General features: G+C 61.9%; 13 protein-coding genes. 9 read left to right on the top strand and 4 right to left on the bottom strand.

The window, feature by feature from the left end; all coding sequences use genetic code 11:
- Positions 1 to 68: 68 nt before the first annotated feature.
- Positions 69 to 914 (bottom strand): S-formylglutathione hydrolase, encoded by an 846-nt coding sequence (fghA, locus tag K289_RS0108470; protein WP_027551103.1) that lies wholly within the window; start codon positions 912 to 914, stop codon positions 69 to 71.
- A 77-nt stretch (positions 915 to 991) separates the two neighbouring features.
- Complete coding sequence (locus K289_RS0108465; protein WP_027551102.1) at positions 992 to 1612, bottom strand: response regulator transcription factor; 621 nt, start codon at positions 1610 to 1612, stop codon at positions 992 to 994.
- Between the two features lie 203 nt (positions 1613 to 1815).
- Between K289_RS0108465 and K289_RS0108460 the strand changes: the two genes are divergently transcribed.
- The 3 genes from K289_RS0108460 to K289_RS0108450 all read left to right on the top strand — a co-directional run bounded on the left by K289_RS0108460 (position 1816) and on the right by K289_RS0108450 (position 6909).
- Positions 1816 to 3180, top strand: a complete 1365-nt coding sequence (locus tag K289_RS0108460) for a histidine kinase (protein WP_027551101.1) — start codon at positions 1816 to 1818, stop codon at positions 3178 to 3180.
- A gap of 174 nt (positions 3181 to 3354) precedes the next feature.
- The gene (locus K289_RS0108455) at positions 3355 to 5811 is read left to right on the top strand and encodes a TonB-dependent receptor (RefSeq protein WP_027551100.1); all 2457 of its coding nucleotides are present in this window, start codon (positions 3355 to 3357) and stop codon (positions 5809 to 5811) included.
- 195 nt (positions 5812 to 6006) lie between these two features.
- On the top strand, positions 6007 to 6909 hold the full coding sequence (locus K289_RS0108450) for a polyphosphate kinase 2 family protein (protein WP_027551099.1): 903 nt from the start codon (positions 6007 to 6009) through the stop codon (positions 6907 to 6909).
- 19 nt (positions 6910 to 6928) lie between these two features.
- Here the strand turns inward: K289_RS0108450 and K289_RS0108445 are convergent, their stop codons facing one another.
- On the bottom strand, positions 6929 to 9679 hold the full coding sequence (locus K289_RS0108445; RefSeq protein WP_027551098.1) for an HAD-IC family P-type ATPase: 2751 nt from the start codon (positions 9677 to 9679) through the stop codon (positions 6929 to 6931).
- A 650-nt stretch (positions 9680 to 10329) separates the two neighbouring features.
- Between K289_RS0108445 and K289_RS0108440 the strand changes: the two genes are divergently transcribed.
- Positions 10330 to 11316 carry a transporter substrate-binding domain-containing protein gene (locus K289_RS0108440; RefSeq protein ID WP_245283867.1) on the top strand — a complete coding sequence of 329 codons (987 nt, stop codon included), beginning with the start codon at positions 10330 to 10332 and terminating at the stop codon, positions 11314 to 11316.
- Positions 11317 to 11467: 151 nt separating this feature from the next.
- Here the strand turns inward: K289_RS0108440 and K289_RS0108435 are convergent, their stop codons facing one another.
- Positions 11468 to 11968 carry a DUF1269 domain-containing protein gene (locus tag K289_RS0108435; RefSeq protein WP_027551096.1) on the bottom strand — a complete coding sequence of 167 codons (501 nt, stop codon included), beginning with the start codon at positions 11966 to 11968 and terminating at the stop codon, positions 11468 to 11470.
- Between the two features lie 627 nt (positions 11969 to 12595).
- On the opposite strand from K289_RS0108435, the gene K289_RS48535 reads away from it, so the two are divergent.
- The 5 genes from K289_RS48535 (at position 12596) to K289_RS0108410 (ending at position 16548) form a co-directional block, all read left to right on the top strand.
- The gene (locus tag K289_RS48535) at positions 12596 to 13162 is read left to right on the top strand and encodes a SemiSWEET family sugar transporter (protein WP_156917872.1); all 567 of its coding nucleotides are present in this window, start codon (positions 12596 to 12598) and stop codon (positions 13160 to 13162) included.
- A gap of 172 nt (positions 13163 to 13334) precedes the next feature.
- Positions 13335 to 13868, top strand: coding sequence for a hypothetical protein (locus tag K289_RS0108425; RefSeq protein WP_027551095.1), 534 nt, complete (start codon positions 13335 to 13337; stop codon positions 13866 to 13868).
- A gap of 80 nt (positions 13869 to 13948) precedes the next feature.
- Positions 13949 to 14332: a hypothetical protein gene (locus tag K289_RS0108420; RefSeq protein ID WP_027551094.1), complete on the top strand. Its 384-nt coding sequence runs from the start codon at positions 13949 to 13951 to the stop codon at positions 14330 to 14332.
- A 142-nt stretch (positions 14333 to 14474) separates the two neighbouring features.
- Complete coding sequence (locus tag K289_RS0108415; protein ID WP_084788573.1) at positions 14475 to 14924, top strand: DUF2721 domain-containing protein; 450 nt, start codon at positions 14475 to 14477, stop codon at positions 14922 to 14924.
- 160 nt (positions 14925 to 15084) lie between these two features.
- A complete protein-coding gene (locus K289_RS0108410) occupies positions 15085 to 16548 on the top strand; it encodes a GH1 family beta-glucosidase (RefSeq protein WP_027551092.1) in 1464 nt (487 codons plus the stop codon).
- Positions 16549 to 16900 lie beyond the last annotated feature (352 nt).

Here is a 16900-nt window from a genome sequence, read left to right as displayed (position 1 = left end):
GTTCTCTTGAGAACGGCGGCCGTAGGCCGCCTATGCCGCCTTTTCCCACAAGGGGAGAGGGAAAAGGATTACGCCGCCAACTTCCCAGCGTGCCAGTGCAGTTGGTCGCTCATGAAGGTGGAGATGAAGTAGTAGCTGTGGTCGTAACCCACCTGACGCCGCAGCGTCAGCGGGATGTTGGCCTTGGTGCAGGCGGCCTCCAGCAGCTCGGGACGGAGCTGCTCTTTCAGGAAATTGTCGGCATCGCCATAGTCGACCATGAAGCCGGAAAACTTCGCGCCGTCCTCGATCAGCGCGACCGTGTCATGGCTGCGCCAGGCGTCCTTGTTGGGGCCGAGATAGCCGGTGAGCGCCTTGATGCCCCACGGTACCTGCGACGGCGCCACGATCGGGGCGAAGGCGCTGGCCGCGCGATAGCGGTGCGGATTGCGCAGCGCCACCGTCAACGCGCCGTGGCCGCCCATCGAATGGCCCATCACCGATTGCCGCTTGGCATCGACCGGGAAATTCTCCGCCACGAGCTTCGGCAGCTCGTCGGTGACGTAGCTCCACATCCGATAGTTGCGCGCGAACGGCTCTTGCGTGGCGTCGACGTAGAAGCCGGCGCCCAGACCGAAATCATAGGCGTTGTTGGGATCGCCGGGCACGTCGGGCCCGCGCGGGCTGGTGTCGGGCGCGACGAAGATCAGGCCGAGCTCGGCGCAGGCGCGGCGGAATTCACCCTTTTCGGTGACGTTGGCATGGGTGCAGGTGAGGCCGGAGAGATACCACACCACCGGCAGCTTCACCCCATCCGGGTGCGGTGGAACATAGACCGAGAACACCATATCGGTGCCGGTGACGGCGCTCGCATGGCGGTACACGCCCTGCACGCCGCCATAGGATTTGTTGGTCGAGACAGTCTGGATCGTCATGCCCTAATACTCCGTGGCGCCTAACCACATGATGATTGCAACGCTTGTGTGACCGATATGTGCCGGCGCTCGCTTCGTCAGGCGACGCCGCTGTCGATCGCCAGCCGCACCAGTTCGACCGAGGTCTTCACCCCGAGCTTCTGGCGCATGATCGAGGAGGTGTTGGCGACCGTCTTGTAGGACGATTGCACCAGCCAGGCGATTTCGGACAGGCTTTTTCCCGCGCTGAGCAGCCGCAGGATCTCCATCTCGCGCGCGTTCAGCTTCGCCAGCGGATTTTGCGCCAGCGCAGGTCCGGCAAAGGCGATGCTGCGCGCGATCGCGCTCGGCAAGTAGGTGCCGCCGTTGCCGACGGCGCGGATCGCCTCGACGAGGTCGTCGGGGTCGCCGGTCTTGGAGACGTAGCCCTTGGCCCCGCACTCGATCGCGCGCGCGGCGAAGGCAGGGTCGTCGTTCATGCTGAACATGATGATGCGGGCCTCGGGCGCACGATCGAGGATGCGGCGCGCGAGCTCGAAGCCGGAGACGGTCGGCAGGTTGATGTCGATCACGCAGATGTCGGGACGCTCGACAATGAAGACGCACTCGCCGCTTTCGGCGTCGGCGGCTTCCAAAATGTCGATCTCGCCTTCGTCGGCCAGCACGGCTCGGCAGCCGGAGGCGACGATAGGATGATCGTCAACGATCAAAATGCGCATAAGCGTTCCTCGCGACAGCGCCGCGACCTGCTTTTGCGCCGCATGGTTCGGACAGAGACGGCGCCTGCTTTCGGCGCGCTCCTCATCTGACCATGCAGCCCGGTCGAGATTGCTGTACGCTTGCGATTAGATATCGGGCGCTTCGGGTCTGTCAACGTCATCGGACAGGCGCGGGCAAACCTTCGCGGGTCACGGACACACCTATGTGGCAAAATCTCTCGTTGCGCGGGCGCATCAACCTCCTGCTGGCGCTGCTGCTTGCGCTGGGGCTCGCCGTCAACATCGCCCGCCAGGTCGCGGAGGCGGGGCCGCGCGTGCAGGCCGAGGACCAGAGCGTGATCCGGCTCGCGCGCGAGTTCATCGAGATGATCGTTGCCGATCTCAACGAAGCGCCCGATCCCGAAGCCAAGCTGAACCAGATCGCCCGCGACCTCAACCGCCTGCGCCACGTCAGCATCGCGCTGCGCGACGCCGACGGAAACCCGCTCACGCCGCCGCGGGCCGAGGCAGAAGACGACGCGCACGGGCCGCCGGCCTGGTTCATCAGCCTGGTTCATCCCGATCAGACCGCCGTCAGCGTGCCCGTTTCGATCCACGGCAAGCCCGGCTCGCTCGTGATCACCTCGCATCCGAATGACGAGATCGCCGAGATCTGGGACGGCATCGTGACGCAACTCGAGGTCGGCTCGGTGATCGCGCTCGCGCTGTTCCTGGTGACCATGACGGTGGTCGGCCGCGCGCTCGAGCCGCTCCAATCGCTGGCGCAGGCCATGTCCGCCCTCGAAAGCGGGCGCTACGACGCCCGCGTCAAGCCGGGCGGCGCGCCCGAGCTCGCCGCGATCTGCGCCAAGCTCAACCATCTCGCGGCGACGCTGGGGCAGGCCGTTGAAGACAAGCGCCGGCTCGCCGAACGCGCCGTATCGCTGCAGGACGTGGAGCGCAAGGAGATCGCGCGCGAGTTGCACGATGAGTTCGGGCCATATCTGTTCTCCCTGCGCGCGCATGCGAGCGCGCTGGCGAAACTGTCGGACGGGCGGGCGCCGAGCCCGGAGGCCGTGCGCAAGCACGGCAGCGCCATGCTGGAGCAGATCAATGCGCTACAGCAGTTCAATCGCCGCGTGCTGGAGCGCCTCCGGCCCGTCGGCCTCGCCGAGCTTGGCCTGCGCAAGGCGCTCGAATCGCTGTCGCGGCTCTGGCGCGAATCGCACCCCGACGTGGCGATCGAGACCACGATCTCGCCGGCGCTTGGGGTCACCGGCGAGACCGCCGACCTCACCATCTACCGCATCGTGCAGGAGGCGCTCACCAACGTGTTCCGCCATGCCGGCGCGACTTCGGTCAATGTCCTCATCGAGCCGGCCGGACAGTCCGACGGTGTCCGCGACGGCCGCGGCTGTGCCCGGGTGCGGGTCAGCGATAATGGCCGCGGCATGGAGCCGGGCCAGAAGCTCGGCTTCGGTCTGGTCGGCATGCGGGAGCGGATTCTGGCGTTGGGCGGCACGCTCGACATTGCGTCCGGAGAGGGGGGCGTCACCGTGGAAGCGCTGGTTCCGACAGCGGCGGCCTGATCGCGCCGCAGGTGATCGGGAAAAATTCCCGGAATCGTCGGGAAGATGGGCGCGGAAATCGCCCGACCTTTTGTGGCTGGCGCGACCGCGACCGGCGATTACACTCGTCTCAACCAAACGGCGAGAGAAAGCAGCCGCAGAAAAAGAATGTGTTTGCGGGTGGGACGGCAGGGGATGGGCGTGCGCAAATTGTTGATTGCCTCGATGTCGACGGGGCTGGTGCTCTGGACTGACGCCGGTATGGCGGCGCAGGACGAGGACACCAACGTCCAGAATCTGCCGGCGGTCGAGGTGGTGGCGCCGCAGCCCGCGCCAAGACGCCACACGACGCGCGCACCGGCACGCGTCGTCGCGGGCTCCGGAAAGCCAAAGACGCGGCTTTACGTCTACCCGACGTCGCCGGGCACCGGCACCGGCAAAGGCCTCGAGGTCGACAAGGTCCCTTCGGCGATCAACGCCGTCGATGCCAACCAGATCAGCCGCACCCGCTCGCCGGATATCGCCGTCGCCTTGCAACAGTATGTGCCTGGTCTCAGCATCAACGAGGTGACCGGCAATCCATTCCAGCCTGATGTGCAGTTTCGCGGCTTCGTCGCTTCACCTCTGGCCGGAACGCCGCAGGGCCTCGCCGTCTACCAGAACGGCGTGCGCATCAACGAGGCGTTTTCCGACACCGTCAATTGGGATCTGATCCCGACGGCTGCGATCCGATCGGCGCTGGTCGTGACCAATAATCCTGCATACGGCCTCAACGCGCTCGGCGGCGCCATCGATCTGCAGATGAAGAACGGCTTCAACTATCACGGCGCCGAGATCGACATCATGGGCGGCTCATTCGGCCGCATCCAGGGCTCCGCACAATGGGGCAAGCAGGTCGACAACAATTGGGCGGTCTACGGCGCGCTCGAAGGCGTACACGACAATGGCTTCCGCAACTTCTCGTCATCGGACGTCCGGCGCTTCTATGGCGATGTCGGGTATCGCTTCGAAGGCAACGAATTCCACCTCAACATGGGCGTCGCCAACAATTCCCTGGCGGGACCCAGCACTGTTCCGGCCGAATTGCTCCAGCAATATTGGGGCGCGACGTACACAACGCCGCAAACCACTTCCAACAAGGTCGGCTATCTCAACCTGACCGGCAAGGTGGAGGCGACGCCGACCTGGACCTTCGAGGGCACGGCGCATCTGCGGGGCTTCAGACAAAATACCGTGGACGGAAACCCGACCGATACGCAGCCCTGCGACGCCGATGCGACGCTGCTTTGCTTTGGCGACGTCAACCCTTTGACCGGCCTCCAAGCGCCGGCGAACGGCCTCAATGGCGCTCAGCTCGTCAATCCCTTTGCGCCGGGTGCCATACTCGGCGAGATCGATCGCACCACCACGAGATCGACCACGTTTGGCGTATCCGGGCAGGCGACCAACAGCGACCAGCTTTTCGGTCACGAGAACCGCTTCGTGATCGGCGCGACCTATGACGTCAGCAGCACGCGCTTCACCGGTAGCGCCGAATTGGGCACCATAGGCACGAACTATGTCGTCACGGGCAGCGGCATATTCCTGGGCCAGTCCGGCGACCCGACATCGATTGGCCCGGTGTCGCTCCGCACCGTCAACCAATATCAGGGGCTCTATGCGCTCGACACGTTCAACGTCGATGATCGCTTCGCGGTGACCGCAGGCGGGCGCTTCAATGCGGCCCGTGTCACCCTGATGGACCAGCTCGGCACCGCGCTCAATGGCGATCATACCTATGATCGATTCAATCCGGTCATCGGCGGTACCTACAAGATCACGTCTGAAGTGACCGCCTATGCGGGCTATTCCGAAGCCAACCGGGTGCCGACCCCGCTCGAACTGGGCTGCGCCGATCCGACGAGGCCGTGCATCATTGGGCAGTTCCTGATCGCCGATCCGTCACTGCAGCAGGTCGTATCCAAAACTGTGGAAGCGGGCTTCCGCGGCACCAGGGAATTGAACATCGGCTCGCTCGGCTGGAAGATCGGCGCCTACCGCGCCACCAACAACAACGACATCCTTGCGGTCGCGAGTCCGGGTTTAACGGGATTCGGCTTCTTCCAGAACGTCGGCTCGACGCGCCGGCAGGGGATTGAAGCCGAGGTGAGCATCAAGTCGAGTGTCCTCCAGTTCCAGGCGAGCTACGCGTTCCTGGATGCGCGCTTCCTCGACGCGTTCCAGATCGGCTCTGAGAGCCCCTTCGCCGTCGGCGGCATCATCCAGGTCCTGCCGGGCAACCACATTCCGCGCCTGCCGAGCCACCTCGTCAAGGCCAGTGTCGAATACGCTGTTACCGACGTCTGGAAGGTCGGAGGCGACGCGCTCTTTGTCTCGAGCCAGTATTTCGTCGGCGACGACTCCAACCAGTTTCCGAAGTTGCCGTCCTATGCCGTGTTCAATCTCCACACCTCCTACCAGGTCACCAAGAATCTCCAGATCTACGGTCGTGTCGACAACCTCTTCGACAACCGCTACTCGACTCTCGGCACCTTCTTCGACAGGGAGAAGCTGCCCAACTTTGCCAATGGCGGCGCAGAATTCACCGATCCGCGTTCGCTCAGCCCAGCTAGGCCGCGCGCGTTCTACGCGGGGATGCGGGTCACGTTCTGAGCTCGCATTGCGCTGCGATCGCGGCGAACGACGCAGGGTGCGCGGCAATCAGGCCGCGACACACAGAGCCCTGTCCCCATGATAGGATAAGTCACGGCGCATCAAGGCTGTCGAGGCGCAAGTCAAGCCCGCCGCCGTTGAGCAGACAGCGCGAGATTGTCTCTGTCTTTTGATCTTATCAGGGGAGGACACTCGATGCCGAGAAAAGAAATTCTCGACCAGATCCAGAAGTACACCCACCCGTTCCGCATTGCGAGCGGCAAAGGCTTTCAGCTCAGGGATTTCGACCCCGGCGACACGCGCGGTCTGAACATGGAAAAGGGCGAAGCCGCCGAACTTCTCCAACGCGGCACGCGCTGGCTCGCAGAAGAGCAGGACATGCTTTATGCCCAGGACCGCTGGTCGCTGCTGCTCGTGTTCCAGGCCATGGATGCCGCTGGCAAGGATAGCACGATCAAACACGTCATGTCGGGGGTGAATCCGCAGGGCTGCCAGGTCTTTTCATTCAAGCAACCCTCACAAGAGGAGCTCGCGCACGACTTCATGTGGCGCTATGTCACGCGCCTGCCGGTGCGTGGGCAGATCGGAATCTTCAATCGTTCCTATTACGAGGAGGTCCTCGTTGTGCGCGTTCACGAGGAGATCCTGAAACGGCAGAGGCTGCCGCCGGCGTTCATGGGCGCGCGGATCTGGGACGAACGGCTTGCGGACATCGCGCACTTCGAGGAGTACCTGACCCGACAGGGCGTAGTCATCCTCAAGTTCTTCCTGAATTTGTCGCGCGACGAGCAAAAGAAGCGTTTCATGAAGCGCCTCGACAATCCCGAGAAGAACTGGAAATTCTCTGTGTCGGACGTGCAGGAGCGCAGGTATTGGGACGACTATATGGGCTCGTACGCGGCGGCGATCGCCGCCACTGCATCGGAGCACGCGCCGTGGTACGTGGTGCCGGCCGACAACAAGTGGTTCACCCGCCTTGTCGTCGCCGCGGCAATCGTGGAGGCCGTGGAGAAGCTCGACCTTGCATATCCCAAGGTGAGCCCGGAGCAGAAGAAGGAGTTGGCTGCGGCCCGTGCGGAACTTGCGCGCGAAGCCTGACTCCCGTGGCCCGATCCGCTCACGCGCCTGCTTCCGCGGCGACAACAACCTTTCGCAAGGTGCTTGACGAGCGAATGACAAGCTTTTCTGCCTCCACCACGAGGAAGAACAGCAGGCCGCCCGCAAACAGCCAGGGCCACACCCAAAGCGGGATGGATTCGTTGCCAAACAACGCCTGGACCGGCGGCGCGTAGGTGAAGATCAGTTGCAGGATCACGACGGCAATGATGCCGAGCGGCAAGTACGCGTTGCCCAGGTGCGCCTTCAGGGAGAGCGACGAATCGAGCAGGTAGCGGCTGTTCAGCAAATAGAAGACCTGGCCGATCGTGATGGCATTGACGGCGACCGTTCGGGCAAGCCCATCCGATGCGCCTTGTGCCGTCATCCAGAAGAATGCCAGCAAGGTATAGGCAAGCAGCGCCAAGCCGACGAAGATGATCCGCCAAATTCCGAAGCCGGTCACGATCGGGCGGTCTACCGCGCGCGGGGGCCGGTGCATCACATCGATCTCGTGCGGCTCGAAGGAGATGACCAGGCCGAGCGCGACCGAGGTGACCATATTGACCCAGAGCACCTGCGGGGCGGTGATCGGCATGGTGAACCCGACAAAGATTGCAACCGCAATGACCAGCGCCTGCGCGACGTTGGTCGGCAGCATGAATAGCATGGCCTTCTCGATGTTGTTGTAGACAGTGCGCCCTTCCTTCACCGCCGCCGAGATCGAGGCGAAATTGTCGTCGGCCAGGATCATTTCGGCAGCTTCCTTCGTGACCTCGGTGCCTTTGATACCCATCGCGACCCCGATGTCGGCCTTCTTGAGAGAGGGCGCGTCGTTCACACCATCGCCTGTCATCGCCACGATCTGATTGTTGGCCTGGATCGCTTTCACCAGACGCAGCTTGTGTTCGGGGCTGGCGCGCGCGAAGACGTCAACGGCGCGAACGCGTTCCTGCAGCGTCGCGGTGTCCATGTTCTCGATTTCGGCGCCGGTGATCGCGGTCTTTCCGTCGCCAAGCCCGAGCATCTTGGCGATGGCTGCGGCGGTGATCTTGTGATCGCCGGTGATCATGGTGACGCGGATGCCACCACCTTGGCACTCCTTCACGGCTTCGATGGCCTCTTTGCGCGGCGGATCCAGGAGGCCGATCAGGCCCAGCAGGACGAGCGTCCTTGGCAGATCGGCCGCTGTGAGACCGCCGGCCTTCACATTCGGATTTTGTAGCCACGCGAACGCCAGCACACGTTCGCCTTGGGCCGCAAGTCTGTCCGATTGTTTCAGGAAGTGATCGCGGTCGAGCGGGCTCGACTGGCCGTCGGCGGTCTGCTGGCGATCGCAGTGCTCGAGGATGACTTCCGGGGCGCCCTTGACGAGCAGGACCTGCTCGCCGCTCGCTCCCCTCTGGAGCGTCGCCATGAACTTGTGCTCGGATTCGAACGGAATGGCATCGATGCGCGGAGATGCTGCCTGCTCGAGCTGCCGATCCATGCCGAGCTTGGCCGCGAACGGATAGAGCGCGCCCTCGGTCGGATCGCCCTCCACCTTCCAGGTGCCTTCCTCCTGGAACAGCTCCGCGTCGTTGCAGAGCAGGGACACTCGCCCCATCAGCGTGAGCACCGGGTCCTTAGCCGCGGGCTGTCCGTCCTTCTTGATTTGCCCCTCGGGAGAATAGCCGTCGCCGGTGACCTGATACGTCGCCTCGGCCGTGACGGCGGACACCACCATCATCTCCATGAGCGTGAGCGTGCCCGTCTTGTCCGAGCAGATCCGCGACACCGAGCCGAGCGTTTCGACGGCCGGCAACCGCCGGATAATGGCGTTGCGCTGGGCCATGCGCTGCACGCCGATGGCCAGGGTGATCGTGATGAGCGCAGGCAGTCCTTCCGGAATGAGCGATACGGCGATGCCGACGACCGCCTGGAAGAGCTCCACAAAGTCGATGTGCTTCACCCACTTGCCGTAGGCGAAGATGAGGACGCTGATCACCCCGATTGCCCCGGTGATGGCGTAGCCGAATTTCTTGATCTGGCGCAGCAACGGAGTCTCGATCGGACTGACGCTGGCGAGGAGCTGATTGATGCGGCCGAGCTCGGTCTGATTGCCGGTCGAGACGACGATCCCGGTTGCGCGGCCGGACACGACCATTGTGCCGGAAAATGCCATGCTTTCGCGATCCCCGACGGTCGCGTTCGCGGGCACGGCATCGACGGTCTTTTCCGCCGGCACCGACTCACCGGTGAGCGCCGCCTCTTCGGTCCGCAGGTTCTTCGCTTCGATGAGTCGCAGATCCGCAGGAATCTTGTCGCCTGACTCCAGGAGCACGACGTCCCCCGGGACGAGTTGCTCCGCAGGAATCATGCGGGTCTCGCCGCCGCGCACCGTCCGTGCTTCCGCGGACAGCATGTTGCGAATGGAATCCAGGGCTTTTTCCGCCTTGCCCTCCTGAATGAAGCCAAGCAAGGCGTTGAGAACGACCACGCCAAAGATGATTGCCGCGTCGACCCACAGGTTCAACATCAGCTTGGTGAACCCTGCGGCGAGCAGCACGTAGACCAGGATGTTGTTGAACTGTGCGAGGAGCCGCGAAAACCAGCCGCGCTTCCTGCCTTCGGGCAGGCGGTTCTGACCAAATTTCTGAAGTCGGACCGCGGCCTCAGCCGGAGCAAGCCCCTTCTCGGAGCTGGTAGCAAGTCGCTCCACGACCTCGTGTTGAGGTATCGCGTGCCAGGGCGTCACCTCATTGGTCGTGGTCGCATTCGCTGCTGCGCTCATGCTATTTCGCCTACCGGCCGACGTCCAAAACCAGTCAAGTCCGCTTACGGCGTTGGCATCTGACATTTCTGTCGAAGTCGCAATGACATGGGTTGTGATCCGCACGGCCCTTGATCTGAATCAAGAGAATGAGACGCGTTGGAGGGCCTGTTTCAATCGGGAAAATCCCTCACTCAACTTGGAGTTTCGTCGTAGGGTTTGACGAGATCGACCGTGGCGACGGGTTCCGTATCTGATTTCGTTTAGCGAGCAGCTTTCGGTCATGGGCTCGGAGCCGACGCAAGGCCGGCCGCGGCTAAAGTCGGTTTCCGACCCATTGCGGGACACGGCCTGTCCTATGCCGGGTAGCTCAAGGTCTCCGTGGAATTGCCAAATAATCGGGATTTGCTTGGAAATCGGGGGCCTCGAGGTCTGCAGTGAATTCGTTCCACCAAGTTCCGTTAGTCGCTTACGGCGAACGTCCGAAGAACGAAGTTTCGTGCCGGACGGTCGTCGACTGCGCGAGCCGGCAGGATCTGACCCCTCGATCCAGGCAGGTGAGTTCGTCGGCTCGACCCGCCTTGTTATGCCTCGTGTCGCTGGCCATGCTTGCGTTTTGTCTCAATGCCCTTCACGCCCAGGAGAGGGCGCCCCCCGACAGGGAATTGGTGGTGGCGACCAAGGCGGCACCCCCGTTTGCGATCAGGCAATCGGACGGGAGTTGGAGCGGCATCAGCATTGCGCTCTGGAAGAGGATCGCTGATCGGGAGCACCTGCGTTTTCGCCTGGTCGAAACCCAGAGCGTCCCGGATCTCTTGGATGGCGTCGCAAACGGCACCTTCGACGCCGGTGTTGCCGCCGTGACAGTGACCGCGGCGCGTGCACGCAGCATCGATTTTACTCAACCTTTTTACAGTACCGGGCTCGGAATAGCGGTGCCGATCAATGAAAATCCGTGGGTCTCGATCGGGCGGGCGCTGCTTTCCTTCGGCTTCTTCCAGGCTGTCGGGGTGCTGCTCTCTTTCGCGCTCGCGGTCGGCTTCGTGATTTGGATGCTGGAGCGGCGCAAAACGGAACACTTCGGCGGTGGCGCCAAGGGGCTAGGCTCGAGCTTCTGGTGGTCGACGATGGCCATGACCCAGGCGGGCGCTGCCCACAATGCTCCGGCAACCCTCCCAGGCCGGATCGTCGCAATGGGTTGGATGATCGCTTCCGTCATCGCGATCGCCGTATTCACCGCTGGTATCACCTCCACACTGACGCGCAGAGGGCTCGAAGGTGCCGTTCACGGCTTCAACGACCTGCGCTCCGTGCGTGTCGGCGCGGTCGCGAACTCCGCGACGTCCGATTACCTCGGCCGTCACCGGCTTTCCTTTCGAACATTTCCCGACATTCAATCCGGCCTCTCTGCACTCGGAGCCGGCAAGATAGATGCCTTTGTCCATGACAAGCCACTCCTGACCTGGATGGTTCGGAATGACTTTTCCGGTTCGGTCCGTGTCGTCGAGACCAGCTTCAGCAGCGAGAGCTATGCGATCGTTCTGCCCAGAAACAGCGCACTGCGGCCGATGCTCGATCTCGCCGTTCTCGATCAGGTTGAAAGCGATTGGTGGCAGCAAACGCTGTTCGAGACCCTTGGAACCGCTCGATCCCCTTGATGCCCCCTGCCAGGCATCGTCAGGCGCAACCCGTCTTCGGCTCCCCGGCCGCGCTGAGCGCCTGGCAGGTTGACCGCCGACGAAGATGCGCCAATCGACCGGGGACAATCCGCCTGATCGGGTGGACGAGGCGAGCTAGGACCTCACACGCCTAGGCAGCCTTTGCCTGAGCCGCAGCAGCGAGGGTATCACGCAAATGCTGCTCCTTCTTTTCGTCCAGCGAGGTCTTGAGAACATGCCCTCCTGCATCCTTGATCTCATTGAGAACCTTGTCTGTAGTCATGTTCTGGATCAGCAGGAATAGAACAGCATCTCCCGATTTCACCTTCGACGCGAGATCCTTCATGAATTGATCTCTGATCCCGAAGTCGGTCAGCGCGCCGCCCAACGCGCCTGCGCCGGCACCGAGAGCCACGCCGATAAGTGGATTCAAGAACACCAATCCAAACAGCAGTCCCCAGAAGCTTCCGCTTGCGGCGCCCGTCATCGTGGTGTTCACAAGCTGATTGAGCTTGACAGAGTCTCCCGTCTTGACGGCGATCACGGCATCATTGATCGTGATCAGATACTCTTTTTGCAGCTTGAGTATTTTCTGCCGAACTTCCTCTGCTTTGGCTTCGGATGGATATACAATCGCAACGAGGTCGGACATTGAACGCTCCCGTGCTGACCTGAAGTGCTGCCCCTGATCACACGCGCTTGTTTGCGCGGCTATCGTTTAACACGGCGCAAAAAGTCTCCTGTCGGCTAATCGGACTCGCGTGTTCACAAATCGGAGACTCGTGGTCTCGGCGCGATTGAGTAAGCGGGATTGCCGTATGTGGCGCCGCGCCATGCGACTTCGCAGGCTTGCCGAACGAGCAACAGGCTTTGGCAGTCCTGAGTGAAGAGATATACACGTGAGCAAGCGCGCTCGGCTCATGGATGATCGCGCGATGTTTGGAACCGAGCTCGCGACGGGGGCGAAACCTCATAGGAGGAATTTATGTCGGGTTCTAAGCTATGGCTGATCTCCGCGATGATGCTTCTCTCGCTCGGCTTCGCTCTCTGTGCTCAGGGCCCCGCCAATGCTGCCAGCTTCTGTGCGCAGTTGAGAGGAGCGAAGGCCACAGGACAACCTGACTGCTCATTTTCGACGCTGGAAGCCTGTCGTCTGCGAGTGAAGCACAGGGGCGGCGGCCACTGCTATAAATTGACTCATTAGCCTGATGGGCCAAATCCGCCACGACACTTGCAATCATATGCGGGTCGTGGCGTTCGGTTCGTCGAGCAACTCGGATTGACGAAATCAGCGAAACCTCATCGTTGGCTGAGCGGCCGCGGCGAGGCTGAGCATCGGCAACGATACGCGCTTCAATGGGCGTTCGTTGCCGCCTGTGCGGGCACGCAAGGCCGCATGGCGAACATGGCCGTTGCGCCTGGAGACGGCTGGGGAAGCTATAACGTCCTCGTATTCGTTCATCGTATCAAACGTCACGCACCGCGAAATCGATTGGGGCGAGGGCGGCGACGCGCACTTGGGACGCGCCAAGCGTACGCATCTGCGGCGCGGCCAGCGTTGAGAGGAAGCGTGATGGATCTTACTCAAATCATCGGCTTCGCGGCGGGGCTCGGGACAACCTTCGCGGCTCTGCCCGATCTCATTGCGATGCTGAAACAGCGCTCCAGCGTCGGCATGAATCCCAGAATGGCAGCCATCACGGGCACCTTCCAAATTCTCTGGGTGATCTACGGCATGTTGATTGGCTCAAGCAACATCATCATGTGGAATGTGATTGCAGTCGTGATCAATTATCTGACCGTCGCGGCATACGTGCACTTTCGCCGCCAGGAAGCGCGATCGTGATCAAACGCAACGCCGCGTGCGTTCTATGCAGGGATGCGGGTGGCGTTCTGAGTGGAGCTCGTGCTGCAGCGGGTGACAGCGATACGCCACCATCAAAGCGGCGACCTTTCCGCTTTCGAACGTCGAGCAGTCCTCGAACAGGCCGACGTCGCAGGTGTACGGTTGACCCTAAATGGATATGTTACCCAGACTGGAAGGTCCCGCCGATATTGTTGATCTAAGTCAAGACGAGTTTTATGCTTGGGCAAAGCATTGCGCCGCCTGCTTCGTAGACGCTACGGAGATCGATATGGGCATGCGATTATCGGCGGTGTCGATCACCGCAGCTTTTTTTACGACGACCATTTCGGGTTTTGCTCAGGACCCCTTTTCGTTTGAGAAAAGAGCTGCGGCAAAGGGCAGCCATCGATATGGCGACGTGCCGTTGGGGGCGGTCATCCGTACCGACGAACGGTACAACCAGAATGGCTTATTCCAGGGCCCGCGTGGATGGGCCTACTGGAATTTTTTGCCAGAGCCCTATCAGAACCCCAACCTTTGGCCCGATCAGCGGCCGACCTGGAAGTTCCGAACCCAAGACCTTGGCGAGGATCTGGTGTTGGACCTCAAGTCGGATCAAACCATCTACGCTATCGGTGACGAATACCATCAGTATTGGACGCGAATTCCAGACAGCAAGGCGACCGACGCCACGACTGCGAACTGACCACGGTCTCGGGGCCTACGCCCCTTGGGGCAATTGCGCGCTGCAACCTGCCAATGCCCCGAACAGCAGGAGGGTGTGTCATGCGTATAGCTATTCCTCTCGTCCTCTCGATCGCGATCTCGTCGCAGGCTGCGATCGCCGACATCAAACGGCACGCGTCGATCCCGGAGGCGCTGCAGGGATCATGGGCAACGAGCGCGGATGCCTGCAAAATCGCGAACAAATCGGCCGTCGCACTCGCAGCCAAGACTTACGCCGGGCCTGCGGGGAACTGTACCGTGATGTGGGTGAGCGAAACCCCCAGCCCGCACGGGGCACTCTATTCCGCCCGTTTGCGTTGCCCGAACGAGGACGCGCAGCAGCAGTGGTCGGAAACCAACCTGGTCATCCGTTCTGACGACACGAACCAGATTTCGGTCGGCCCCGATTTCGGCAGTCTCAAGACATATCAGCGCTGCCCATAATCTCGCTGCTGCGTTTGACCATGCCAGTCAAGAATCGTTCGACCTTTGGTCAACCCGTCGCAATCGTCGCACCGGCTGGCTCGGGGCCGGCGCCAATGTCGAGCCATCTCGATCACTCATCGTGCACTTGAAAGATCACCCGATGCTGGACGCGCTGCTGCCAATGGAGCCACCTTCGATCGACCAACTCAGCCGCATCATCGCAACGGTCGCCGCACCGGCATTTCTGCTGGGGGCTGTTGCCTCCTTCATTGCGGTGCTGATCTCCAGGATCAACCGTGTTGTCGATCGATCCCAAGTCCTGCACGCCATCGTCGATGACGATAGCTCCAAGGCTTACCTGAAGGCCGATATACCGCGTCTAAAGCGTCGAGCTGCTCTGCTTAATCGGTCATTGTTGTGCTCGATCATCTCCGCAATTCTGACGGCCCTCATCATCATCGTTGCCTTCATCAGCTCGATGTTCAGCATGGCTCATGAGTACGGGGTTGCGATATTGTTCGTCGCCGCGCTCGTGCTATTTTGCCTGTCACTGATCGATCTGGCGCGAGAGGCTCGGATTGCACTTCACGAGAATGACTTTCGCGCCTAGACCACAGCGAGTTCGCGGGGCGGGGACGCTACGCTGCCGCGGTTCATTGCGTTCGATATTCCTGTCTGTTGTTGCCACGGAGAAGTCGGCTTCGGGCCTTCTCAAATCGACCGGGACTGGTCATTGTGCCGGTCCGAAGCCATGGAAGGGAGCAGCATCAATGTCGGACGAGGTCTCGCGTCGCCGGTTCGCGAAGCTCGCGGGATTGTCCGCAGCGGGAATGACGAGTCCGCTGGAGATGGCGGCGGCGAAGCCGGCATCGTCGCCGCGCAGCGCCGGTGGGTTTCCAACCGGTTTCCTCTGGGGCACGGCGACCTCGTCCTATCAGGTCGAGGGCGCGGTCACTGAGGATGGGCGAGGGGCCTCGATCTGGGACACGTTTGTTCGCGTCCCCGGCAAGATCGAGGATGGCAGCAATGGCGACCGCGCCAACGAGCACTATCATCGCTACAAGGACGATATCGCTCTCATCAAGGAGCTCGGCTGCAGGGCCTATCGCTTTTCGGTCGCCTGGCCGCGGGTGTTTCCGGATGGCGACGGCAAGCCGAACCCCAGGGGGCTCGACTTCTACAACCGGCTGATCGACGAGCTCTTGAAGAACGGCATCGAGCCGTGGCTGACGCTTTATCACTGGGACCTGCCGCAATCGCTGCAGGATCGCTTTGGCGGCTGGCGCTCGACCGAGACCTGCAGGGCGTTCGGCGATTATGCAGCTTACGTCGCCGAACGCCTGACCGATCGCGTCAGGAACGTGTTCACTCTGAACGAGAGCGGCCGCTTCGTCTACTTCGGTTACGGCAACGGCATCGACGCGCCCGGCTTGATGCTGCCACAGGCCGAGATCAACCAGGTCAGGCACAACAGCGCGCTCGCGCACGGGCTCGCCGTGCAGGCGGTACGCGCCCACGGCAGCCGCGGCACGCGCGTCGGTCCGGCCGAGAACATCGATGCCTGCATTCCCGCGATCGACACGCCCGAGCACGTCCGCGCCGCCGAGATCGCGCTGCGCGAGATGAATGCCAGCTATCTCAACGTCATCATCGAGGGCCGCTATACCGACGCCTTCCTGAAGTTCGCCGGCAGCGACGCGCCGAAATACACCGATGCGGAGTTGAAGATCATCTCCTCGCCGGTCGATTTCCTCGGCCTCAACATCTACGCGCCGCAGCACTATGTCGTGCCGTCCGACCAGGGTGCGGGCTTTGCGCCGCTGCCGATCCCGAAATCCTTTCCGCACATGAACTCGGACTGGCTGCGCGTCGGCCCCGAGACGATCTACTGGGTGCCGAAGCTGGCTGCGAAGATATGGAAAACCAGCGCGATCTATATCAGCGAGAACGGCACCTCCGGGGACGACAGGGTGACACTGGATGGCAAGATCTACGACACCGACCGCATCATGTATTTGCGCAACTATCTGGCGCAGCTCCAGCGCGCGACGGAAGAGGGCGTGCCGGTGCGCGGCTATTTCCTCTGGAGCCTGATGGACAATTTCGAATGGGTGTTCGGGCTGAACAAGCGCTTCGGCCTCTACCATGTCAATTTCGACACGCAGGTGCGGACGCCGAAGCTCAGTGCAAGCTTCTATCGCAACGTGATCGCGAAGAATGCGGCGGGGGTGTAGCGATACTTCTCCCTCTCCCCGTTCTTACGGGGAGAGGGGCTCGATCCACGAGTCCATCTACCACCGTCCTCGCGGAAGCTCCCCCTCACCCGGATTTTCCGCTGCGCGTAAAATCCGACCTCTCCCCGCAAGCGGGGCGAGGTGAAAAGGAGCTCTCGTACGGATTGCGCGATCATACATTGTTGCCGGTGTTTTGCCCGACGTGTCAATTGGTTCGCGAATGCGCCAGGCGTCATCCCGCTACCGCATTTCTACTTTGCATGGGGTTGTTTTCGAGTTTTTTGCAAAGAGGGGCGCGCCAGCGCGCATTGACTCAACTCTCCCCCTGATTCAAAACGCCCTCAACATCCAT

Origin of the sequence: Bradyrhizobium sp. Cp5.3, from assembly GCF_000426265.1 — a bacterium.
GTDB lineage: Bacteria > Pseudomonadota > Alphaproteobacteria > Rhizobiales > Xanthobacteraceae > Bradyrhizobium > Bradyrhizobium neotropicale.
The sequence above is the reverse complement of the archived record's forward strand: the minus strand, read 5'-3'. Positions and strand labels throughout refer to the sequence as shown.

Bases quoted from the DNA above. Each gene is read 5' to 3' on its own strand.
- fghA (WP_027551103.1), bottom strand. From the start codon at position 914: ATGACGATCCAGACTGTCTCGACCAACAAATCCTATGGCGGCGTGCAG.
- K289_RS0108465 (WP_027551102.1), bottom strand. From the start codon at position 1,612: ATGCGCATTTTGATCGTTGACGATCATCCTATCGTCGCCTCCGGCTGC.
- K289_RS0108460 (WP_027551101.1), top strand. From the start codon at position 1,816: ATGTGGCAAAATCTCTCGTTGCGCGGGCGCATCAACCTCCTGCTGGCG.
- K289_RS0108455 (WP_027551100.1), top strand. From the start codon at position 3,355: ATGGGCGTGCGCAAATTGTTGATTGCCTCGATGTCGACGGGGCTGGTG.
- K289_RS0108450 (WP_027551099.1), top strand. From the start codon at position 6,007: ATGCCGAGAAAAGAAATTCTCGACCAGATCCAGAAGTACACCCACCCG.
- K289_RS0108445 (WP_027551098.1), bottom strand. From the start codon at position 9,679: ATGAGCGCAGCAGCGAATGCGACCACGACCAATGAGGTGACGCCCTGG.
- K289_RS0108435 (WP_027551096.1), bottom strand. From the start codon at position 11,968: ATGTCCGACCTCGTTGCGATTGTATATCCATCCGAAGCCAAAGCAGAG.
- K289_RS0108425 (WP_027551095.1), top strand. From the start codon at position 13,335: ATGGATATGTTACCCAGACTGGAAGGTCCCGCCGATATTGTTGATCTA.
- K289_RS0108420 (WP_027551094.1), top strand. From the start codon at position 13,949: ATGCGTATAGCTATTCCTCTCGTCCTCTCGATCGCGATCTCGTCGCAG.
- K289_RS0108415 (WP_084788573.1), top strand. From the start codon at position 14,475: ATGCTGGACGCGCTGCTGCCAATGGAGCCACCTTCGATCGACCAACTC.
- K289_RS0108410 (WP_027551092.1), top strand. From the start codon at position 15,085: ATGTCGGACGAGGTCTCGCGTCGCCGGTTCGCGAAGCTCGCGGGATTG.